General features: G+C 42.9%; 23 protein-coding genes. 12 read left to right on the top strand and 11 right to left on the bottom strand.

What is annotated here, in order from left to right; genetic code table 11:
• Positions 1–8 precede the first annotated feature (8 nt).
• Complete coding sequence (coaBC, locus tag BCT27_RS12005) at positions 9–1235, bottom strand: bifunctional phosphopantothenoylcysteine decarboxylase/phosphopantothenate--cysteine ligase CoaBC (RefSeq protein WP_102317334.1); 1227 nt, start codon at positions 1233–1235, stop codon at positions 9–11.
• A 226-nt stretch (positions 1236–1461) separates the two neighbouring features.
• On the opposite strand from coaBC, the gene radC reads away from it, so the two are divergent.
• From radC to mutM, 5 genes are all read left to right on the top strand, one after another.
• Positions 1462–2136: a RadC family protein gene (radC, locus tag BCT27_RS12000; RefSeq protein WP_026024539.1), complete on the top strand. Its 675-nt coding sequence runs from the start codon at positions 1462–1464 to the stop codon at positions 2134–2136.
• Between the two features lie 188 nt (positions 2137–2324).
• Positions 2325–2561, top strand: a complete 237-nt coding sequence (gene rpmB / locus BCT27_RS11995) for a 50S ribosomal protein L28 (RefSeq protein ID WP_016961892.1) — start codon at positions 2325–2327, stop codon at positions 2559–2561.
• A 13-nt stretch (positions 2562–2574) separates the two neighbouring features.
• Positions 2575–2742: a 50S ribosomal protein L33 gene (rpmG, locus tag BCT27_RS11990; protein WP_002535344.1), complete on the top strand. Its 168-nt coding sequence runs from the start codon at positions 2575–2577 to the stop codon at positions 2740–2742.
• A gap of 118 nt (positions 2743–2860) precedes the next feature.
• Positions 2861–3361: a hypothetical protein gene (locus tag BCT27_RS11985; protein WP_102317302.1), complete on the top strand. Its 501-nt coding sequence runs from the start codon at positions 2861–2863 to the stop codon at positions 3359–3361.
• A gap of 11 nt (positions 3362–3372) precedes the next feature.
• Positions 3373–4185: a bifunctional DNA-formamidopyrimidine glycosylase/DNA-(apurinic or apyrimidinic site) lyase gene (gene mutM, locus BCT27_RS11980; protein ID WP_102317301.1), complete on the top strand. Its 813-nt coding sequence runs from the start codon at positions 3373–3375 to the stop codon at positions 4183–4185.
• Between the two features lie 68 nt (positions 4186–4253).
• On the opposite strand, the gene coaD is transcribed toward mutM, so the two are convergent.
• Positions 4254–4742, bottom strand: a complete 489-nt coding sequence (gene coaD, locus BCT27_RS11975) for a pantetheine-phosphate adenylyltransferase (protein ID WP_102317300.1) — start codon at positions 4740–4742, stop codon at positions 4254–4256.
• A 110-nt stretch (positions 4743–4852) separates the two neighbouring features.
• The gene (locus tag BCT27_RS11970; protein WP_102317333.1) at positions 4853–5908 is read right to left on the bottom strand and encodes a glycosyltransferase family 9 protein; all 1056 of its coding nucleotides are present in this window, start codon (positions 5906–5908) and stop codon (positions 4853–4855) included.
• 261 nt (positions 5909–6169) lie between these two features.
• Between BCT27_RS11970 and BCT27_RS11965 the strand changes: the two genes are divergently transcribed.
• Entirely contained in the window at positions 6170–6895 is a 726-nt protein-coding gene (locus BCT27_RS11965) for a 3-deoxy-D-manno-octulosonic acid kinase (RefSeq protein WP_102390371.1), read from the top strand.
• A gap of 46 nt (positions 6896–6941) precedes the next feature.
• Here BCT27_RS11965 and waaA read toward each other — a convergent pair whose 3' ends face one another.
• Together waaA and waaF are read right to left on the bottom strand one after the other, a co-directional pair.
• Positions 6942–8213, bottom strand: a complete 1272-nt coding sequence (gene waaA, locus BCT27_RS11960; RefSeq protein ID WP_102317298.1) for a lipid IV(A) 3-deoxy-D-manno-octulosonic acid transferase — start codon at positions 8211–8213, stop codon at positions 6942–6944.
• A complete protein-coding gene (gene waaF, locus BCT27_RS11955) occupies positions 8207–9256 on the bottom strand; it encodes a lipopolysaccharide heptosyltransferase II (RefSeq protein WP_102317297.1) in 1050 nt (349 codons plus the stop codon). Before waaF ends, waaA begins: the two co-directional genes overlap by 7 nt.
• 320 nt (positions 9257–9576) lie before the next feature.
• Between waaF and BCT27_RS11950 the strand changes: the two genes are divergently transcribed.
• On the top strand, positions 9577–10860 hold the full coding sequence (locus BCT27_RS11950) for an O-antigen ligase family protein (RefSeq protein ID WP_102395902.1): 1284 nt from the start codon (positions 9577–9579) through the stop codon (positions 10858–10860).
• A gap of 63 nt (positions 10861–10923) precedes the next feature.
• Positions 10924–11820 carry a glycosyl transferase gene (locus BCT27_RS11945; protein ID WP_102317295.1) on the top strand — a complete coding sequence of 299 codons (897 nt, stop codon included), beginning with the start codon at positions 10924–10926 and terminating at the stop codon, positions 11818–11820.
• Positions 11821–11850: 30 nt separating this feature from the next.
• On the opposite strand, the gene BCT27_RS11940 is transcribed toward BCT27_RS11945, so the two are convergent.
• Positions 11851–12699 (bottom strand): glycosyltransferase, encoded by an 849-nt coding sequence (locus tag BCT27_RS11940; RefSeq protein WP_241908566.1) that lies wholly within the window; start codon positions 12697–12699, stop codon positions 11851–11853.
• A 572-nt stretch (positions 12700–13271) separates the two neighbouring features.
• Here BCT27_RS11940 and BCT27_RS11935 point away from each other — a divergent pair.
• The gene (locus BCT27_RS11935; protein ID WP_102395900.1) at positions 13272–14192 is read left to right on the top strand and encodes a glycosyl transferase family 90; all 921 of its coding nucleotides are present in this window, start codon (positions 13272–13274) and stop codon (positions 14190–14192) included.
• An 81-nt stretch (positions 14193–14273) separates the two neighbouring features.
• On the opposite strand, the gene BCT27_RS11930 is transcribed toward BCT27_RS11935, so the two are convergent.
• From BCT27_RS11930 to rfaD, 5 genes are all read right to left on the bottom strand, one after another.
• A complete protein-coding gene (locus BCT27_RS11930; RefSeq protein ID WP_102317292.1) occupies positions 14274–14849 on the bottom strand; it encodes a YrbL family protein in 576 nt (191 codons plus the stop codon).
• Complete coding sequence (locus BCT27_RS11925) at positions 14842–15966, bottom strand: glycosyltransferase family 4 protein (RefSeq protein ID WP_102317291.1); 1125 nt, start codon at positions 15964–15966, stop codon at positions 14842–14844. The genes BCT27_RS11930 and BCT27_RS11925 overlap by 8 nt, the downstream gene beginning before the upstream one ends.
• A gap of 269 nt (positions 15967–16235) precedes the next feature.
• Complete coding sequence (locus tag BCT27_RS11920; protein WP_102317290.1) at positions 16236–17171, bottom strand: lipid A biosynthesis (KDO)2-(lauroyl)-lipid IVA acyltransferase; 936 nt, start codon at positions 17169–17171, stop codon at positions 16236–16238.
• Between the two features lie 10 nt (positions 17172–17181).
• Positions 17182–18348, bottom strand: a complete 1167-nt coding sequence (locus BCT27_RS11915) for a nucleotide sugar dehydrogenase (protein WP_102317289.1) — start codon at positions 18346–18348, stop codon at positions 17182–17184.
• A gap of 64 nt (positions 18349–18412) precedes the next feature.
• A complete protein-coding gene (gene rfaD / locus BCT27_RS11910) occupies positions 18413–19357 on the bottom strand; it encodes an ADP-glyceromanno-heptose 6-epimerase (RefSeq protein WP_102317288.1) in 945 nt (314 codons plus the stop codon).
• Between the two features lie 104 nt (positions 19358–19461).
• Here rfaD and BCT27_RS11905 point away from each other — a divergent pair, with 104 nt between their 5' ends.
• The 3 genes from BCT27_RS11905 to tdh all read left to right on the top strand — a co-directional run bounded on the left by BCT27_RS11905 (position 19462) and on the right by tdh (position 22607).
• Complete coding sequence (locus tag BCT27_RS11905; RefSeq protein WP_017009541.1) at positions 19462–20109, top strand: TetR/AcrR family transcriptional regulator; 648 nt, start codon at positions 19462–19464, stop codon at positions 20107–20109.
• A 253-nt stretch (positions 20110–20362) separates the two neighbouring features.
• On the top strand, positions 20363–21559 hold the full coding sequence (locus BCT27_RS11900; RefSeq protein WP_102395899.1) for a glycine C-acetyltransferase: 1197 nt from the start codon (positions 20363–20365) through the stop codon (positions 21557–21559).
• 7 nt (positions 21560–21566) lie between these two features.
• The gene (tdh, locus tag BCT27_RS11895; protein WP_028025850.1) at positions 21567–22607 is read left to right on the top strand and encodes an L-threonine 3-dehydrogenase; all 1041 of its coding nucleotides are present in this window, start codon (positions 21567–21569) and stop codon (positions 22605–22607) included.
• Position 22608 lies beyond the last annotated feature (1 nt).

Genomic DNA, 22608 nt, shown 5'->3' with positions numbered 1-22608 from the left:
CTGGTTGCTTATTTGTCACTGTTAAACAGCGACACTATTTCACTGACTAACTGATGGCCGATATCGGATTTGTTTGCCAATGGCAGCGCTTTGTCGCCATTTGGCCAATATAAATGCAGCGCATTTTGGTCGCTGTTGAAGCCTTGTCCTTGCTGCGACACATCGTTCGCACAAATAAGGTCGAGGTTTTTCTTCGCCAGCTTACCGCGAGCATATTGCTCAACATCTTGGGTTTCTGCTGCGAACCCGACAGTGAATGGTCGGTTTTCTTTCATGGCAGCGACCGCAGCAACAATATCGGGATTCTTTACAAGCGTGAGGGTCATCTCGTCGTGACCGTCTTTCTTCTTCATTTTTTGGTTTGCAGCACTCGCAGGCTTGAAATCTGCCACTGCAGCGCACGCGATGAATATTTGGTGCTCGCCAGCGTGATGTTGGACGGCTGCATGCATTTCTTCGGCACTCTGCACATCCACACGAGTTACGTTGGTAGGCGTTGGGAGGTTCACAGGCCCGCTCACGAGCGTGACGTTTGCACCGCGCTTCGCCGCTGCTGCTGCAATGGCGTATCCCATTTTTCCTGAACTGTGGTTGGACAGGTAGCGAACCGGGTCAATGGCTTCACGCGTTGGGCCTGCTGTGATCAAAAATGATGAACCCAGAAGGTCGCCTTCTGCAAAGTGGTTTTCAATCAATGCGACCAATTGAAGCGGCTCAAGCATTCTTCCCATGCCGATATCACCGCACGCTTGCTCGCCGCTCGCCGGTCCCCAAATAGGGTGGTTGCGTCGTGTAAGTGTGGTGAGATTTTCTTGCGTAGCAACGGCGCGGTACATTTGCTGGTTCATCGCTGGCGCGATGGCAACCGGGGCATCGGTGGCTAAGCACACGGTGGTAAGCAGGTCATTCCCCATGCCAGCCGCTACACGTGCAATTAAATCTGCGGTTGCAGGGGCGAGCAATATCAAGTCTGCCCATTTGGCGATTTCGATGTGACCCATTGATGCTTCTGCAGCAGGGTCGAGCAAACTGTCTGAAACAGGGTGCCCTGAGACGGCTTGCATCGTTAACGGGGTGATGAATTCTTTTGCTGCATTTGTCATGACAACGCGCACATCCGCACCGCGTTCAATCAGTCGACGAGTGAGATCTGCACATTTATAAGCAGCAATCCCGCCGCCAATTCCCAAGACAATGCGCTTTCCAGATAAAGATTGCGTAATTTTTTGAGCCATAACCAAGTAAGCCAATGGGTGAATGGTTTGAAAGATATCATAAATGGGCATTAATCACCTGTTGGGCACTGATGATTGTGAAAGGGGAGGTATTCCTAATGGAAATGTAATCACGAAGCCGCTCAGTGACAGGCTTGACTAGGTGGTTCGCATTCTTGTTGTACTGGGCTTGATGAACAATAAAAGAGTATCGATTCTGGCGGTTTTGCCTGCAAGGAATGTTCTTTTGTCGCTAAAATGTTTACCTGAAGAAAGTCGACCTCGAGAGAAACTATTGGCAAAAGGCCCCGAATCATTATCCGATGCAGAGCTGCTCGCTATATTTCTGCGTACTGGGGTGTCTGGCATGAATGCCATCGAGCTCGCGGGGTATCTTCTCGATGATTTTGGTTCATTGCGCGGCTTGATGCAGGCAAATTTAGCGCAATTTAGTCAAAGAAAAGGACTGGGATCGGCAAAATATGCACAATTGCAGGCCGTTTTAGAGCTGAGTAAGCGGCATTTACATGAAATTATGACGCGTGAAGATGCATTGGCTAGCCCCTCTCATACCGCGAGATATCTCTGTGCAAAATTACGGGATAGACCGCGAGAAGCCTTTCTTGTCTTGTACTTAGATAATCAAAACCGTCCTATAAAAGATGAGATTCTTTTTGAAGGAACCATCAATGCTGCAGGGGTTTATCCAAGAGAAGTTGTAAGACGGGCGTTGGAAGTGCATGCAAACGCAGTGATTTTGGCTCATAATCACCCATCTGGTATTGCTGAACCAAGCCCTGCTGACCGTCATATCACATCGCGGATTGCGGATGCGTTGTCGTTAGTTGATATTCGGCTGCTCGATCACATGGTGATAGGCGATGGAGAAGTTGTCTCCTTCGCTGAACGCGGCTGGATATAAGCTTTTCAGGGAAAAGCTGCTAAAAAACGATCAAAAAATGACAAAAGGATCTGCTCGGGACTTGAGCAATGCAAATACAGTTAGTATAATGCGCCACCTTTGATAGCCTTGACCTAGAGCTAGACCTTGTTTTTGCAGGACTGGTGGACAAGGTTGATATCGAGCTGAAACGATTTGGAGAGACATTCATGTCACGAGTATGCCAAGTAACTGGCAAGCGTCCTGTAACGGGTAACAACCGTTCTCACGCACGTAACGCCACCAAGCGTCGTTTTCTGCCGAACCTGCAAACTCATCGTTTCTGGGTAGAAAGCGAAAACCGCTTCGTTAAACTGCGTCTTACCCCTAAAGGTATGCGCATCATCGACAAGAAAGGCATTGATGCTGTTCTTACAGACATCCGCGCCCGTGGTGAGAACGTTTAAGAGGATTTAAAGAATGGCTAAAGGCATTCGTGAGAAGATCCGTCTAGTATCATCTGCTGGTACAGGCCACTTCTACACTACTGACAAAAACAAACGTAACATGCCAGGCAAATTTGAGATCAAGAAATTTGATCCAGTTGTTCGCCAACACGTTATGTACAAAGAAGCTAAAATCAAGTAATTGGTTTTCGACTTCGATAAAAACCCGGCTTAGGCTGGGTTTTTTTATATCTGTAAATCAGCAAGTTCCAGATATACACTGCTAATATCTAGTAATGGCATTAGCGTGGACGAATCAAATGGGAAGAATCTCCCGCCGTACCTTTAATAACATCCTCATTATTGGCACCTTGGTGTTTATCGCCATGATGCATCTGCCGGACTACATCCGTGCAAAACTCGCAGAAAACAGCGCATCACAAGAGGTGGCTCAAGTGCTGCCTGATGGTGTGATTGCGTTAGTGCCAGAAAGTGCGGCAATTAAAGCGCTCCAATTCCCTCAATTCACACTTACTCAAGGTTTGCCGTGGCAAACAGATCGTCCTTTGGATGTGTCAGCCACAGAGTTAGCGAATCGCTGGCTTAACCTCTCCGGCACTGAAATTAGCGGTGATATGTTTGAACAGCTCAAACCTGGTCTTCATTCTCCGTCTACCTTGGTGGTAGATTTAGGCAATGAACTTGAACCTTACCGCCTGACATATTATGAATTGCCTCAGTTTTGGCTCATCCAAAACTGGGAAAAGCGTTGGCTTGCGGTGTCGGTTGAGCCAAACTACTTGTTCCCACTTTCCAACTAGTTCAATGGATCATGCCAGAATTACCTGAAGTCGAAGTGAGTCGTATGGGCATTAAACCCCATGCGAAAGGTCAAACCGTCACCAAAATTGAGGTGAGACAGCCTAAGTTACGTTGGCTGGTACCTGAAGAGTTGCATGACATGGAAGGTCAGGTGATTCGAGGGGTGAAGCGTCGCGCAAAATATCTGATCCTTGAAACAGACGTAGGATATGCTTTGGTTCATCTCGGGATGTCTGGCAGTTTACGTGTCATTCCCGAGGGTGCGCCCCCCTCTAAACATGATCATGTTGATCTGCATTTGAGCTCAGGCGAGATGATCCGGTATAACGATCCACGTCGCTTTGGTGCGTGGTTGTGGCAGCCGAATGACGGCTTAGACCACCCTGTGTTGGGCAAGTTAGGGCCAGAGCCTTTGACGGGTGATTTCACGGCTGAATATTTGTTTGAGCGAAGCCGAAATAAGCGTACACCTATCAAGCAATTCATTATGGATAACGCGGTGGTAGTTGGTGTGGGTAACATTTATGCCAATGAATCATTGTTTATGTCCCGCATTCATCCTAAGCGCCAAGCCGGCCAGCTAAGCCAAGAAGACGCTCATCGCTTTGTCGCAGACATTAAATCAGTGCTGGCAACGGCGATTGAGCAAGGCGGCACAACGCTAAAAGATTTTAAGCAGGCGGATGGAAAGCCTGGCTACTTTGCGCAAGAGCTTCAGGTTTACGGCAATCAGGGAAAGCCTTGCCCAGCATGCGGTACTGAACTTGAAAGCGTGAAGATAGGGCAGCGAAACACGGTATTTTGCCCTGATTGTCAGATTTAAATCAGACAATGCCGAGTAATACGCATAAAAAAGCCCGCTGCGAGAGCGGGCTTTTTTGTGTTCATCGCTTACTCTGGCTTCTTGAGTGCCGTTTTCATGGCCTCTAGCACCGATGGATGGACAAAGCCGCTGGTGTCTCCACCATGCAGGGCGACTTCTTTCACTAGCGTGGAAGATATAAATGAATTCTCTTCCGAAGGCGTGAGGAAAACGCTTTCTAACTCAGGCATTAAACGTCTGTTCATGTTGGCGAGTTGGAATTCGTATTCAAAATCTGACACTGCGCGCAGACCACGCACCAAAATGTTTGCTTGATACTGTTTTGCGAAGTCGACAAGCAGGCCAGAGAAACCCACAACAGAAACGTTGTCGAGGTGCTGGGTGACTTCTTTCGCAAGAGCAACACGCTCTTTTAATCCAAATAGAGGCTTTTTGCTAGGGCTTGCAGCAATGCCCACGACGACTTCATCGAACATCGCAGCAGCTCGCTCTATTAAGTCGATATGACCATTAGTAACAGGATCAAAAGTGCCGGGGTAAATTACTTTGGTTGTCATAAGTGGCTGCTAACTACTCGGTTAAAATGAGAATAGAGGACTCACAGTTTACTTGGTAATAAAATGATGACAATGCGGAAAGTCATACCTTTTTACCTCAACTGAGCTCATTACTGCCCCATCATATTAAAATCATCTATCACACGATCAAACATCTCAATCACATCTTGGCTCTGGATGCGGCTCATGGCGGTCTTGTCTTTCACTCGAGTTCGCCAGTTTAACTCTTCAATGGATTTCCCTGTTTCAGCGAATACTGCTTCTTCGTAGACAGATACTGCGTATTTTAAATAATTATATGGACCTACACGTGACGGATTATGGTGTGCATAGAGGCCAATTATAGGTGTGTTCATTGCGCTCGCCATATGAGCCGGGCCAGTATCAGGTGTAATCACCATATCTGCATGATCAATCAACGCAAGCATTTGCAAAATGCTACTTTTTCCTACTAGATTGACACAAGGTTCGGCTAGTTGAGTTTGGATTGATTCTGCGAGGTCGATTTCCAATGTTGATGGACTGCCGGCCAGTAATATTTGCCAGCCTTTAGTTTGCGCATGTTTAATTACTTCGACATAGCCTGCCACATTCCAGTTCTTGTAGGCTTTTGAGGCCCCTGCGACTAGTAACAAACTTGGTTTGTTGGGAACAATGTTTGATTGTGCCCAGTGTTGGTCTTGCTCTGAATAGGATAATGCCCAATTCAATGCTGATGCGGGAACCCCCAGACTTAATGCGAAAGCCATGAATCCATCAGCAACATGCAAAGATTGAGGGGAAGTAACTTTTACGTTTGTGAAGAGGGTTTGAAGGTCTTGACTACGATCTGGCGCAAACCCCAGTTTATACTCTGCTTTGATTCCTAATGTTGCGATACTTGCTCTAATGGCATACTGCATATGGAGCAGAACATCAAAAATGCGTCCATCAAGATGCTTCCAAAGCGCTCTATAGCCACTAATCCCGGTATTCTTATCGAATACTATGACTTCAATACCATCGATTGATTCGAGAAGCTTTGCCTCTAGCTTGCCAGTAATCCATGTAACTTGAACATTCGGCCAATGTTTCTGAATGGCTTGAATGGCAGCGATGGTATTGCAAACATCACCGATCGCGGATAGACGCAGAACGCAAATTGATTTTGGAGCGGATGAGAGCAGCGGTTTCATAGTATCCTTCGGTGGCCAAGCATCAAAACAGTGCTTGTAACAGGACTTAGTCTTGCTTCAAAAACAAAAAGCACTTATTTGATGGGTCATTCTTTACATAGTTAAGTTAGGTAAGGCTATCGCAGCACGCTAGACCAGTTGTTGAGATTGCTGGAAGTTTACAATGATTAGCTCTGTTAGTGTACAGAGCCACATGAAGTTCTTCTTTTTGAAAATTATAATTTAAGCCACTTAATGATAAGAGAAAAAGCAATGCAACAGATAAATTTGGCAGATGGACTGGTGTGGTTTGATAACACCTTGTTGTCGGAGGCTGATATTGGCAGCGTTTTTGAACCTGAATATTGGTCCAAACTGAACAAAGTCATTGGTTCTGCCAAAGGAAGAGGGACAACTTGGTTTGTGCAAGGCGAGCAAGTGCCCATGGCATTGCGACACTACCGACGAGGAGGATTGTTCGGTAAGCTAGTTAAAGATCAATACTTGTTTATTGGCTGGGAAAGAACACGGTGCTATGAAGAATTTATGCTTCTCAAACATTTACGTCAATGCGGGGTAAATGTTCCTCGTCCTTTGGGAGCTAAAGCGAACAAGGTCGGAACGCTTTTTTATCGGGCCGACATTTTAATAGAGTTGGTTAGTGGCGCTCGTGACCTAGTTGCATTACTTAAAAACTCAAAGGTAGAGCACAACGTTTGGTATGCGATTGGCGAAGAAATTGCCAAAATGCACCGGGCCGGTGTATGTCATACAGATCTAAATGCGCATAACATTTTGCTTGATGGTGACAACCAAGTTTGGCTTATTGATTTTGATAAATGTGAGAAGCGTGAGGGTAAGAATTGGCAACAAGGTAACCTAGACCGCCTTTTGCGGTCATTCCAGAAAGAGAAAAACAAAGCAGGGATTACATTCAACGAGGAGAGTCATTGGCGCTGGCTAACTGAAGGTTATAGCACCATACAATTGACACAATGATACTTTTATCTGTTTTCAATCAAACGTAGCCAGCGTGTTTCTTTATTTAGTTCATGCTCTTAAGTATGTGCTTGATAGTGTAATTAATGGCGCCTCGATTGGCATTTACAACACTAAGAGCAGCTTTGCTCATCTCATTGCATTTCTGTTTATCGCTAAATAATTGCAGCAAAGTGGCTGAAATATCAGATTTATCGTCACAGATTTTGGTCGCCCCTGCTGTTGCCAACTGTCTTGTGATATCAGTAAAGTTAAAGTAACTAGGGCCAATCAAACTAGGCTTGCCTAAAGCTGCAGGCTCTAAAAGATTGTGCCCACCGACTTTATCTCCAATTAAACTGCCACCTATTACCGTGATATCTGCGCATTGAAGCATTATCAACAGTTCTCCCATCGTATCGCCGAGGTAGACTTGAGTATGTTTATCGACGGCTTGATTGTTGCTTCTACGTGCTGTGATAAACCCCTGCTGTTTGCAATTTGCTTCTACGTCATTAAAACGCTCAGGATGTCGTGGCACTAGAATAAGCAAGGCATCCGGGTGCTCGTCTGCAATGTTACGATGAATGGATAACATCTGTTCATCCTCACCCTTGTGGGTACTGGCAGCAATCCAAACAGGTCTGTTGAGACCAAGTGAGGAGCGCAATGTGCTTCCAGCAACAATGACATCTGGCGATATGATGAGATCGTATTTTATTGAGCCACTGATAGAAACTTTTCTTTCATCAACACCTAGCCCAATAAAACGTTTAGCATCGTCAGTATGTAGGCAAAGGATCTGGTTGACTGAATGCGAAATAATGTCAAAAAGAGGTTTTATTTTTCGGTAACCTTTTGCTGAGTTCTCAGAAAGGCGTGCATTTATGACTGTTATCGGGATACGGGCTTTAGAAACTGTATGGAGCGTATTAGGCCAAAGCTCAGTTTCAACGATAACCATCGCTTTTGGTTGCATTTTCAACACGAAGCGTTTAACACAGTGACTGAAATCAATTGGCATATAACGGTGCTCGACCAAATCCCCAAGCCGTTTTGCTTGCTCTGCGCCAGTCGTCGTAGTCGTTGTCAGTAAAATCGAAATTGAAGGCTCTTGACGTTTTAACTCTCGAATAAGCGGTGATATGGCAATCACCTCACCCACTGACACTGCGTGTATCCATAGCGGGTGGTTACCGCAGAGAGCAGGGGTGAATCCCCAATATTCTTTCCAACGATGGGAAATAGCAGGTTTATTGGGGTGTTTCCTATAAAGGACCCAAAGTAAAACAGGGCTAACTAAGAAGAGGAGTAGTGTGTAAATCAGGCGAGCTAGCATGTTTCTACCTGAATTGCGTTAAGTTTAATAACTTCACTAAGTACCTGATCTGGTTTTAATTCAGTTAAGCATTTTAGATGTTGTTTTGGACATTCGCGCTCAAAGCATGGGCGGCATTCAATATCTGTATGTAAAATCGCTACGTGTTCGGCTAGAGGCGGAGTGTAACTAGGTGATGTGGAACCATATAAAGCAACCAGGCGACAGCCTACTGAAGCGGCGATATGCATGAGGCCTGAATCATTACTTACCACAGTACCGCAAGCAGCTAAGAGATCTATAGCTTCAATCAGACTAGTCTCGCCAGCTAAGTTTACGCAATGCACCTGTTGCTCTGCGTCAAGACTGCTCTTTATTTGACTCGTTACTTCTCTATCTTTTGCTGAGCCAAACAGCCATATTTGATAGCCTTTATCAATAAGCTGACGAGCAGTTTCACTGAAGTGATATTCAGGCCAGCGTTTTGCAGGTCCAAATTCGGCCCCTGTGCATAGCCCTATCACAGGGCGATTCAGTTGAAGTTGAAATCTATCTAGTGCTTGCTGTTGTTTGTTTTTATCGATGGCCAATTTTGGACGAGGTAAGGATTTCAAGCTTTTGCTGTTGAGCATTTCCTTGCGGGAGTGAGCTAGGGCTACGTAGCGCTCAATCATCAAAGAAAAGTCTTTCTTGTTGGGGCGTAAATCATTGAGAAGGCCATAGCGCATCTCTCCGCGCCAGCCTGTCCTATTAGGTATATTGGCGAACCAAGGGATCAGTGCAGATTTTGCTGAATTCGGCAGTATGTATGCGTGTTCATAGTCATTTGAACGTAAAGCTATACCGAGCCTTCTTCTAGCTGAAAGGGAAAATTCACCATGGCCCAGTGGCATAGCTATCACCTTATCGACTTCTGGCATGCGCTCAAGAATAGGGCGACACCAATCAGGAGCCATAACATCGATCTCGCTATCTGGGTTGTGTTTTTTTAGCTCGATATAGAGTGTCTGAGACATTACCATATCACCAACCCAAGCTGGCCCAATGATCAAGATTTTCTTCATAGAGAAGTACGCCCTAGAATTACGAATTATAGTTGTGTAAGAGTAAATGTTATTCTACCTGAAGTGATTAACATTTTTCACACTGGAATCAGAAAATACGGTTGTTTTTCTGCGCCTAAGGTTGACTGGGCGAATGAAGAGCAATTTTTAGGAAGGAGAAGCATACGCATGCTTGAGGTGGAAATTCTGACCGTTGCTTCTTTTATTCATTTTGCAGCTTCTTAAGTGCGATTTTTTGTACCTTTCATCGAAAAGAAGCTTAACGTATTATGTATATATGTCTCCTCAATGGAAGATTTTAGGGAAATATTGGAAGTATTATGAAAACCCTTCGCTCCGAGCATTTTAAAAAAATAATATTATCTGAGCAATATGATGTTGGTATGTATATAATTTGCTTGCTGTATAGTGTTACTGCGATGCCAGGTTTGGATTTGAGCAATGTATTTAAAACTCTAATTCTTATCGGTAGTGCACCTGTGTTATATCTTTGTTGTAAGGATAAAGATTATGATAAAGGTATGGTCTATCTCTTTGTAGCTTCCATTTTAATTCAGATAATAAGTTGGCTAAACTCTTTAATTGTCATACCTGATATCGCAAAAAGTTATCCAGATATTAAAACATTATCCAGTCTATTTTTGTTTGTCTTTATCGCTTTTTGGATTGGTAATGATAGAAAACGTAGATTAATACTTTTCTCATCGTTGATATTAAGCTTTGTATTAAGTGTTTTTTACCATGATTATCAGTTTAACAGTATATCTTATGCAATTTCGGGTCAGAGGGTGAATTTCGGCTTCCACAATGCCCAATATACGACAATGCTGGCTGCAGTCGGAATTATGATATCTGTTTTTTTACTTTTAAATAACAAGGGTAGATACTTTCGATTAACTTCTGTCCTTCTACTTCTATCAATGGTGTTTGGATTTTTTGTGTTGTTTGTTAGCCAAAGTAGACAGATTTGGATTGGTTTTTTTCTTGTTTTGCTCTTAGCGCCAGCTTTAATTAAGAGAGTACTTGGTTACAGAGTCATTTTTAGCTTTTATCTTATGTTGATAACGGTTTTATCGATTGTTGTTAGTAGTGACTTGTTCCAAGAAAGGATTGAATATAGTAAAGAAAGAGGTGACCAAAAAGTAGTCGAGCTTATTATTGGTGGAGAGTGGGATGACATACCAATGTCCAGTTTCGGTATTAGGTTTAACTCATGGTTAGAGGCCGGTGATTGGATTTCAGACAACCCATTATTTGGGGCGAGTAAAGTCGCGGTTAGGCAAGTATTGAAAACTTCTGATCTTTTTCAATCAAATAAGAAAATCAGAGGGTTTGGACATCTTCACAATTACTACATGGAAGTCCTAGTTGCATTTGGTGTTGTTGGGATTTCTTTTATTTTTTTATTTTATTATATGATAGCCAGTAATATCATCAGGAATTCAGATAATATGACATCAGCTTTCTTCATTATTTTCATTATTTTCTGGTTATTTATCAATGCTTTTGAGTCATATAATACAAAGTTTTATGGCTTATATATTCACAATATAATTCTTGGTGGGTTGTTCTTTATGCCTAAACCTTCAGTGAGAGTAACATAGATTTTTATTTTTAATGATTGAAGACTATTTTATCATTTTTCAAATGAATACTTAGAGAACACTATGAAATTTATAAAGAGATACCTAAAGAGTAAAAAGCTAGAAAGGCGAACAATTCGACAAATAGATACCACTATTGATTATCTCATTAAGAAGCAAGGTTTTCATTGTAAAGCGATGAGTGAAACTGAGAGATTAATTAGTAGCGAATCACATGGAAAACCTGAAACGGTAGTTAGTCTTACTACATATTCAAAGCGAATACATGACGTTTACTTAGTCATTGAGTCATTAGGGCAGCAGACCGTAAAAGCAAATAGAATTGTGTTGTGGCTGGATGAGAATGAATATAGCCTAGAAACAATTCCTTTGCTGTTAAAAAATCAAATGGATAGAGGGTTGGATGTACGGTTCTATCCAAACATTCGATCATACAAGAAACTTGTTCCTTCTCTAAAACTCTTCCCACAAGCTGATATTATCACGGTTGATGATGATATTTTATACCCTCATGATCTTATAGAGTTATTATTGAGAGGTCGGCATCTTGAGCCTGATTCTATAGTAGGTGTTCGCGCTCATACGATCGCTATTGATAAAGATGGTGTTAAGCCATATCGAAAATGGAAATATGAATCCTCTTTCGAAGAAAATGGCAGGAACACATTTTTAACGTCTGGTGCAGGTACGTTATTCCCTGCGGGTATGTTAAATGAAGAATTCTGCAATGAGAAATCTTTCATGGAACTCTGCCCTTCTGCGGATGACATTTGGATAAATATGATGTGCATTAAACATGACATAAAAAGGTCAAAGATTCGTGATGATAGAGACTTTTCATTAAGGTTTTTACAGATCAAGGATCATCAAGACATTGCATTAAATAATGAAAATGTACATAGTAATGGCAACGACTTACAACTTAGTAAGATCTTAGAGAAATATGACATTGAGATTTGAAAAACCTCTAGCTAAAGTGGATTTAAATTATCATCTATATGGTAATTTCTTGAAATACGAAAGGTTTCTTAATTGACTCATTGGTTTGGGAGTGAAATTATTTAAAAACGTACCATTAATTACGCTTTCATATTTCTCTATATAGCATTTTGCCATAGATAAATGGTCAAATGTATCACGTGCATATTCATTACAATATTTTGGATTATAGGATTTGCTTCTTACTGCGCTAACAAGCTCATCTTCAACGTTAGAAATAAATCCTAGATCTTGGTCTCTTATTAATTCAGGTAATGAACCATAAGGAGTAGCGAAAACAGGGGTTCCCATAAAAAGACTTTCAGTTACAGCGAGTCCAAATGGTTCTTCCCAAGTAACGGGAAATATTAAACCTTTAGATTGATCCATCACTTTACATTTAGTCGCGTTGTTAACCATGCCATGAAACTTCACGTGCCTATCAAAAGTAAAGCGAAACCCCATTTTTAAATTAAGCCTATACCCGCCAAGAACATCCAACTCAATTTTTGCTTTCTTTGCAATATTGATCGCGCCTTGAACATTTTTAAGACGCCAAGCGGCTTTACCAAGAAAGTGGCAACGCTCATCTCTATTAGATTTATTCAAGTTCGGCTGTAAATACTCACTCCAATCTAATCCATTGTACACAAAGGCTTCGCCCCCGTGATTAGCTGCATGCTTTCTGGATACAAATATAGTATTAGGGTCAATATTTTTATCTATGTTATTGTTTCCATGCTTGGTAATAACATAAGGTTTTTTCTCTGTAGACCCATTTGTATGAAAATGGACTATGTCGATATAATCAGGGATCTGATCATCGATAGGTTTTGATGAGTCAAATATTATGGTTTTCACCCACGGACACTCTACATATACTTGACTGAACAAATAGACGTTATGATTTAGTTGTGATAGACCTTTTGTTAGGCTCCAGATTACACGTTCAGTTCCACCATAATTTACTGGAGGTAGATCGCAATTGTAAATCATTAGTATATTCATATCAGTACTATTATGTCGGTTAGTATTACTTAATGCTGAATAGGATGATGAAATTGGGTGAGATATTTCAACTTACCACCGTCAAAGGGTAGCTGAAAAATTAAATAAGAGGTAGGTAAAGAATTTATTTATTTGAAGGTGTTCCCAACTTTTAATAACCCTAATGTTAGTGTTAACATTAGTCTAACTAAAGCCTTTCTGTCTTTACACTAATGTTAAAAGTTGAAAAGTGCATAAATATATTAAACTCAATTTCTATGCTCTTCAATATACCAACTCGTTGTAAATAATGATCACTCTGTGATATCAATGATGATTGTGCTATAGTCGTGACTACTCCACAGACTCTTGACATTTATAATCAAGTAAGCTATTTAATCTTGTTAAGTCGATGTGTACTAATGATTTGTAAGAGATAGAAATCTATGAAGTTTTTCTACTATTTAAATAATTTACTTCTCAATATCTTTCCATCCTTTATTTTCATGCGTTATAAGAAAAAGTTAGAGGATGAGTTTCACGATGATTTGGAAGAGTTACAACATAGAGTTGACTACTATTGCAAGCTAGATAGGCCTATGGCGTTGAGCGACAAAGCAGAAAGTAGGGAGGTTGGATACAAGCTAAGAGATAAAAGTGCCTATTATTTTGATTTGAAACAGTATCTTTATTACTTCCCACGGCATTTCAAATTCTGTTATTACTTTGGTGATAAAGTTGCCATTGAGTCATATCCAACAATCTATAAAGCACGTCCTACGCAAGGCGACAACAAGAACTCCGTACTCTTTAAATTAGATAAATACCGTCATTTTCGTTTTATGTCTGACAATTTAAAGTTCGCAGACAAGAAGAGTATGGCTGTTTTTCGTGGGCGAGTGACCCAGAAACATCGTATACGTTTTATGGAAAAAATGTTTGGGCATGAATTAGTTGATGCTGGACAGTCTAACATGAGTGAAGATCATCCTGAGTGGAAACAGCCATTCATGTCGGTAGATGATCAATTGAAATATAAGTTCATCATATGTCTTGAGGGAAATGATGTTGCATCTAACTTGAAATGGGCTATGTCTTCTAACTCAATTGTTGTATCGCCAAAAATGCGTTTTGAGACTTGGTTTATGGAAGGGGCGTTAGTTCCTGGGGTGCATTTTATTGAGGTGAAAGATGACTGGTCTGACTTTGAAGAGAAAATAAGGTTCTATCTAGAAAACCCTAATAAAGCTGATGATATTCTAGAAAATGCCCACTTGCATGTTTCACAGTTTAAAGATTCTAGGCGTGAAGATTATATTAGTATAAAAACACTAGAGAAATATTTTAATTTATGTAAACAGGAGTAATCAGGCTAAAGTGCAAGGTTATTTATAGATACTCTCTTGCACTTGAAATATAGAATTTACCATACACGATCCATATCGATATTATTTTTTATGCTTTTTTATTTTCGGGATTACACGTTCGTCCAAAAACTTACCCCACTTTCTGTTTATTTTTCTCTTCCCAAAGTATGCTATGTAGTTGCTCAGAGGAATAAACTCGGCACCTCCTAAACCATCAACCATAACGATTTTCACACCATCGGGTAATGTTTGAACTAAGAAATTGCTCAAGACTAGATCGCAAGGAACAATGTTATTCTCTATTAAGTAGATTCTCAATTTTTCTAAGGAATGATAGAGATTTTCAACTTCCTTTTCCGATAAAGAAAGTTTGATGTAGTTATACAAATCAGGTGCATTAGATCCATCAGGATTACAAATGAACTCCATTTCTAGACCAATATACTCACCTTCATCCACTTTCTTATAAAATTTAGGAATATGAGAGTAGGAGATATCTCTAGAGGCTAGATATTGGTAATAGCTAAGCTCACGTCGAGTTTGTTTGGATTGCTCTTTCTTGCTGACTTTCACGCATCGCAATGGATCATTAGGATCACGGTAGCATACTCTTTCCTGTCCTGAACCTATTATTGGCCATGTTAGAAATTCAAGCATTGTTAGTCGCCTTTTTCATTTCGTATACTTTTAACAGTTGTTTGTAGTTTTTGTCCAAAACGACATCAACATCCATCGTTTTCGCTAACTCGCGACATACCTCGCTTACTTGTGTTGTTTGCTTTTTATCGGCCCATTGAGTCATCGCAGCAAGTAATTCATCTGGGTTTACCTCTGCTCCGATAACTGTCGATACCTGTTGATTCAACACTTCCTTTGCTCCACAGTTTTCTGTCGTGATAGCAGGTGTGCCACAAGCTAGAGCCTCGATGACCGTAAAACCAAATGGCTCATAAAGCGTGGGAAGTAAATAGCAATCGGATAGAGTGAAAAATAGTTCTGGTTGATTATTAACACCTAAGAATTGGCAGCGTTTGGATACCCCTAACTCCTTCGCAAACTTAATATAATCAGCCTCGTGTGTTTCTCTCCCTACAACAAGAAGATGCGCCTCGAATGATAATTTAGAATACGCAATTAGTGCCTGCTTCAACCCTTTTCGTTCATAACCTGTACCTAGGAATAGAAATATTGGTTTCCCATCATCAATACCAAGTTCTTTTTTTAACAAGTCAGCTTCTTGCTGAACTCTCTCCGCATCAAACCGTTGTGTATCTACAAAGTTATGTATGACTGTGATTTTTTCGGGAGGTACATTATGGGCTTCTTGTATCTCAGAAGCGCTTTTATGTGAATTGCTAATGACATGCTGATAAGCACCAGGAGCCATGGCTTTACTCTCGATTATATGGTTTATACGGTCTTTAAAACGCATTGGACGATTGAGCGAGCGTGATAAATGTAAGCTAGTGCCTGCGCCTATTCGAAGTACATCATGTGTCCATGCATGCGCTAAACCATAAACTAAATCGTAGTTGGATTCGTTTACGTGTTTTTCAACTGCTTTAGCAAATCGCCAAAGGCGGTGCGTTTTACCAATGCTTATACCCGCTAGTTTGACAAATTTGACGTTTGGGTGAGGAGGGTGCTCTGCATGGGAGCGACATATGATGGTGACTTCTTCACCTTTTTCTGCAAGATAGTTTGCCATGCGGTTTAGATACAGCTCTACACCACCTGAGTATGCATGTCGAAGATGAACTAGTGCTATTTTCATTTGTCATTCCAGCCAATCAAATGCGCTTAAAGCGCATTCAAGTTTTATATGGTTTACTGTGTAACGCTAGATACTCTCAGAGTAGAATTTAAAGCGTTTGTAAGAGACCTAGTTGAAGATAAATGAATAAGTAGGAAGCTCTATTTTACTGAATGAGGTCTTTTTATACTCACAGGTAGATAGTGACTAGCATTCCTAGTGGATACATCTTAAACGGTCTTGAAAATTTTGGCGCCTTGAGTACTTCTAGGAGCCAATGAACATTGTGTTTACTTATATGGGTTTTTCTCACCATTCTGGCGTGTTTTCAATAAGCGAAGTATCCACATATATTGTTCTGGTTCTGGTACAACTTGGTTTTCTATAAATTGATTCATGAGTCTTGCGTCGACCCATTCATCACCTGATAACGTAATTGGTTCGTACAGTTTGATTTCGTATCGTCCGCTATCGAGATTAAATTTTGCATAGAGCGGGACAATACGAGCTTGGCTGACTTTTGCAAGTTTGTTTAATCCCGACAACGTCGCCTTAGTTGTTGCGAAAAAATCTACAAACACACTGTGCTTCTCACCCAAGTCTTCATCAGGCAGGTAATACCCAAGATAGCCTCCGCGTACGGCTTTGATAAACGGTTTAATACCCTGTTTCCGCTCGCATACCGCACCGCCATACTGAACACGTTGTCGGTGCATTAGCCAGTCTGATAATCCGTTCTTCTGTTTTTTTGCAAAGGCAGCAACGGGTAAACCGCGAGAGGCTAAATAGATAGCTGGTACATCAATCGACCATGTGTGGGGAACCAATAGAATTGTGTTTTGCTTTGTATCAATCAGCTGTTCTTCGCCGCTTACGACGACATTCTTTTGCAACCACTTACGACTTTTAAGCGTAATCGATGGAAATTTGAGCAGGTAGCAAATGGCGACGGCAAACTGTTTTTTCAACATTTGCTCTCTCTCTGCCTCGGACGCTTCAGGGAAGCACAGGGAGAGATTTACTCTGGTGCGATGTACGCTGCCAGATTTACTTAGGCAGACGATTCTAGACAAACCCTTAGCAATTGCTTTGTGAACAAAGTGGGGAAGCAAAGTAAATACGGCACCAAAAATGACAGCAAGCCAAGTAGTCCAATACCGAGGTAGCAAATAACTCCAACTAAACGTTGGGTTGTAGGTGTTTTTATCTATTGGTTCTGGGCTCATAAGAAGAACTTTAATCCGTGCCAAAAAGATCGCGTGTATACACTTTCTCGGCAACATCTTGGAGTGCATCAATCATGCGGTTTGACACAATGACGTCTGCTTCTTGCTTGAATGCGTTGAGATCGCGAATAACGCGGGAGTTGAAGAATAATGCATCGTCTAGCACTGGCTCATAAACAATGACCTCTATGCCTTTTGCTTTTAAGCGTTTCATTATTCCTTGAACTGAAGAAGCTCGGAAATTGTCAGATCCAGACTTCATTATCAATCGGTATATCCCAACAACTTTCGGGTTACGCTTGACGATAGACTCAGAAATAAAGTCTTTTCTTGTACGGTTTGCGTCCACAATCGCACTAATCATATTGTTGGGTACTTCTTTGTAGTTAGCCAACAATTGCTTAGTATCTTTTGGCAAGCAGTAACCACCATAGCCAAAAGAAGGGTTGTTATAGTGGTTGCCAATGCGGGGGTCTAAACAAACGCCTTCAATGATTTGTTTGGTGTCTAACCCTAATGCTTCTGCATAAGAATCCAATTCATTGAAATAGGCCACACGCATAGCTAAGTAGGTGTTAGAGAATAGCTTTACAGCCTCTGCTTCAGTCGAACTCGTGAACAATACATCGATATTTTCCTTAATCGCACCTTCAACAAGTAGCTGAGCAAACTGTTTTGCTCGTTCACTTTGCTCTCCCACGATGATGCGTGATGGATGTAAGTTGTCAAAGAGAGCTTTTCCCTCACGTAAGAACTCTGGCGAGAAAACGATATTGTCACAACCAAACTCTTGCCTTATTTGAGCGGTATAGCCAACTGGAACTGTCGATTTTATAACCATTAAAGCGCTGTTGTTGTGCGCAATAACATCCTTAATCACTGATTCAACGGATGATGTATTAAAATAATTTGTCTGCGGGTCATAATCTGTAGGAGTCGCGATAACAACGAAGTCAGCATTGTCATAGGCTAAGGCTTTATCCGTTGTGGCGATGAAGTTGAGCGCTTCATCTAAGAGAAAGTTTTCAATCTCTTTGTCTGCAATCGGCGATCTACGTTTATTGAGTAGCGCAATTTTTTCCACATCAATATCAAGTGCAATCACTTCATTGTTTTGCGCTAATAGCATCGCCATTGAAAGGCCTACATAGCCTGTTCCAACAATCGCAATTTTCAAAACTTCACCTCGTTATGCAAGGGGGCAAATATCAATGAGACCATGAGTACGAATGTGAAGTCTCCTAGGCATTGAGAATATTCATATACTCAGCAACACCTTCAGCGACAGTTTTAAACTCCTCGCTGTAGCCCGCGGCGCGTACCTTAGTGAGGTCGGCTTGGGTGAAGGCTTGGTAGCGGCCTTTTAGGTGGTCTGGGAATGGAATCTCTTCCACTTCTCCTTGGTTGTGGTAAGCGATAACTGCTTCAGCCACGGCGCGGAAAGGTTCTGCGCGGCCAGTGCCACAGTTAAAGATGCCAGATACGCCGTTTTCAAGGAACCAAAGGTTCATCTTGCACACGTCACCAACGTACACGAAATCACGTTTGAAGGTGTTGCTGCCTTCGAACAGTTTCGGGTTTTGGCCTTCTTTAATTTGGTTGTTTAGGTGGAACGCCACTGATGCCATGCTGCCTTTGTGGTTTTCACGTGGGCCGTAAACGTTGAAGTAGCGGAAACCCGTGATTTGAGACAGCGTTTCGCCGTGTGCTTCTGCGTCTGCCCAAATACGGCGAACATAGTTGTCGAACTGTTGCTTCGAGTAACCGTAAACGTTCAGTGCACCTTCGTACGGTTTCTCTTCGATGAAGTCATGATCGCGACCACCGTAGGTTGCAGCGGAAGAGGCATACAGGAAGGGAATTTCACGCTCAAGACAGAAGTGGAGCAGCTCTTTCGAGTACTCGTAGTTGTTGAGCATCATGTACTTGCCGTCCCACTCAGTGGTCGCAGAGCATGCACCTTCGTGGAAGATGGCTTCGATTGGACCGAAGTCGTCACCCGCCATGATTTGGGTGATAAAGTCTTCTTTGTCCATGTAATCAGTGATGTCTAGATCGACCAGATTAACGAACTTTGTACCGTCTTTTAGGTTATCAACAACAAGGATGTCGTTGATGCCTTGTTCGTTCAGGGCTTTAACAATGTTGCTGCCGATCATGCCAGCGCCGCCAGTCACTATAATCATACTTTTACCTAAATTCTGACAATGAGAAGACTTCGCCATCACGACTGTAATGGCTATGGTAATATTTGTGTTTCCGCTCTGGGCTTGAGGATAGCAGTTTAACCATGAAAACCCGTGATCGCATTATTCATTCTGCACTGGCGCTGTTCAACGAACAGGGTGAACCCAATGTCACCACCAATCACATTGCAGCGGATCTCGGTATAAGCCCGGGGAACTTGTATTACCACTTCCGTAATAAGGAAGAGATTATACACAGTATTTTCGATCAATACGCCCTCGATCTCACCACGTCATTTCAGCCAGAAACTTCGGTAGATACCGATCAACAGCGTCTACTTGCCTATTTAGATGCAACGTTCCAATTGATGTGGCGCTATCGATTCTTCTACGCCAATTTGCCTGATATCTTGCGCCGAGATGCGGTATTACAAGACAAATACCTTACCGCGCAGCAGGCACTAAAAGCTAATCTTGTCGTCACATTGACGCAATTTCGTGCCACGGGTTGGCTCGATATGGACGATGACGGCATTGAATCCTTGTGCGATAACCTCAAATTGGTTGCCTCAAGCTGGATTTTCTATCAAAGCGCACAAGCGCCACAGGCTAAAATCACGCCGACTGTCATTTACCAAGGTGTTCTTCAGATACTGAGCATGGTGCTGCCGATGTCGACCGACAAAGGGCAGGCAGTGGTGGCAGAAATCATTGAGCATTATCATCAGCAAATGGCCAATACACTTGCGTGATCTACTGCAACAAGATGTGCTAATTCGATAGACTTACCCTTCCTTAGAAAACTATCATCAGCCTCCTTACTGATAGGTCATACTGATTAAATAGCATTCACTAGATGCTTTTACTTCTCGAAGGTACGACAATCACGACGCCGCGCACATGTGATGGGTGGCGTAAACTTACGCATGTCTGCGTATCACTGTCCTTTAAGGGGGTGATGGTGGGCGTGAACCCCTTGTTCCTGTTTCCATGATGGAGTGTGCGATGACTGCCGCTTTTTACCAGCAAATTCGTCAGCAGCTTGAAGAAGTGAAAGCTGAAGGCCTTTATAAAGATGAACGTGTTATCACCACTGCGCAGCAAGCCAAAATTGCCGTGGCATCCGGTGATGAAGTACTGAACTTCTGTGCCAACAACTACTTGGGTCTGGCCAATCACCCTGTGCTGATTGATGCTGCGCAAAAGGGCATGGACGAACATGGCTTTGGCATGGCATCAGTGCGTTTCATCTGCGGCACGCAAGATGCGCACAAAGAGCTTGAGGATAAACTCTCTACATTCCTAGGTATGGAAGACACCATTCTTTACACCTCTTGCTTTGATGCGAACACAGGTTTGTTCGAAACCATTTTGGGTGCGGAAGACGCCATCATTTCTGATGCACTAAACCACGCATCAATCATTGATGGTGTGCGTCTGTGTAAAGCGATGCGTTTCCGTTATTCGAACAACAACATGGCAGAACTTGAGCAGCAATTGATTGCGGCAAAAGAAGCGGGCGCACGTAACACGCTTATCGTGACCGACGGTGTGTTCTCAATGGATGGCGTTGTTGCGAACCTGCCTGCGATTTGCGATTTGGCAGACAAATACGACGCATTGGTGATGGTTGATGACTCTCACGCAGTGGGTTTTATGGGCGCGAATGGCCGCGGTACGCACGAGCACCATGACGTGATTGATCGTATCGACATCATCACTGGCACGCTAGGCAAAGCCATGGGCGGCGCATCAGGCGGTTACACCTCGGGCAAGAAAGAAGTGATTGATTGGCTGCGTCAGCGTTCACGCCCGTACCTGTTCTCGAACTCGTTGGCACCGGCTATCGTGTCTGCGTCTATCCGCGTGATTGACTTGCTGGAAGAAAGTGGTCATCTGCGTACCCAGCTTTGGGACAATGCGAGCCATTTCCGCGCGCGCATGAGCGAAGCGGGCTTTACACTTTCGGGTGCTGATCACGCGATCATCCCTGTCATGCTTGGCGATGCAAAAGTCGGTGCTGAGTTTGCAGAACGCATGATGAAAGAAGGTATCTACGTGGTTGGGTTCTCGTTCCCAGTGGTACCAAAAGGCCAAGCACGTATTCGTACACAAATGTCGGCTGCACATAGCCGCGAGCAATTAGACAAAGCCATCGATGCCTTTATCAAAGTGGGTAAAGACATGGGCTTGATTGGATAAGCAGTCAATGACGAACAAAATGAAAGCGCTGGCAAAACTGAAAGCGGAACCTGGCATTTGGATGACCGAGGTTGAGCTTCCAGAAGTGGGCCATAACGATCTTCTGATCAAAATCCGTAAAACCGCGATTTGTGGTACTGATGTACACATCTACAACTGGGACGAGTGGTCACAAAAGACCATTCCTGTGCCAATGGTTGTTGGTCACGAATACGTGGGTGAAGTGGTTGCCATGGGTCAGGAAGTGCGCGGTTTCACCGTGGGCGACCGTGTTTCTGGCGAAGGCCACATCACGTGTGGTCACTGCCGCAACTGCCGCGCTGGCCGCACGCACCTTTGCCGCAACACCACAGGTGTGGGTGTGAACCGTGAAGGCGCGTTTGCTGAATACCTCGTGATCCCAGCGTTCAACGCATTCAAAATCCCTGCGGATATTTCTGACGATCTTGCCTCCATCTTTGACCCATTCGGCAATGCGGTTCACACCGCACTGTCATTCGACCTTGTTGGCGAAGATGTGCTGATCACCGGTGCTGGTCCGATTGGCATTATGGCTGCAGCTGTCGCGAAACACGTGGGTGCGCGTTATGTCGTGATCACCGATGTAAACGAATACCGCCTCGACCTTGCGCGTAAGATGGGTGTGACCCGTGCGGTTAACGTGGCAGAAGAGAAGCTGGAAGATGTCATGGCTGAGCTAGGCATGAAAGAAGGCTTCGATGTGGGCCTAGAAATGTCAGGTAACCCATCTGCGTTTAACTCCATGCTGAAAACCATGAACCACGGTGGTCGTATTGCTCTTCTGGGTATTCCGCCATCAGACATGGGTATCGATTGGAACCAAGTGATTTTCAAAGGCTTGGTGATCAAAGGTATCTATGGCCGTGAAATGTTTGAAACGTGGTACAAAATGGCGAGCTTGATCCAATCTGGTTTGGATTTAAGCCCAATCATCACGCACCACTACAGTGTTGATGATTTCCAAGAAGGCTTCGATAAGATGTGTTCTGGCATGTCAGGCAAGGTCATCCTTGATTGGCAAAAATAGC

Origin of the sequence: Enterovibrio norvegicus (assembly GCF_002876705.1) — a bacterium.
GTDB lineage: Bacteria > Pseudomonadota > Gammaproteobacteria > Enterobacterales > Vibrionaceae > Enterovibrio > Enterovibrio norvegicus_B.
This window is presented reverse-complemented; position numbering and strand designations above follow the sequence as displayed.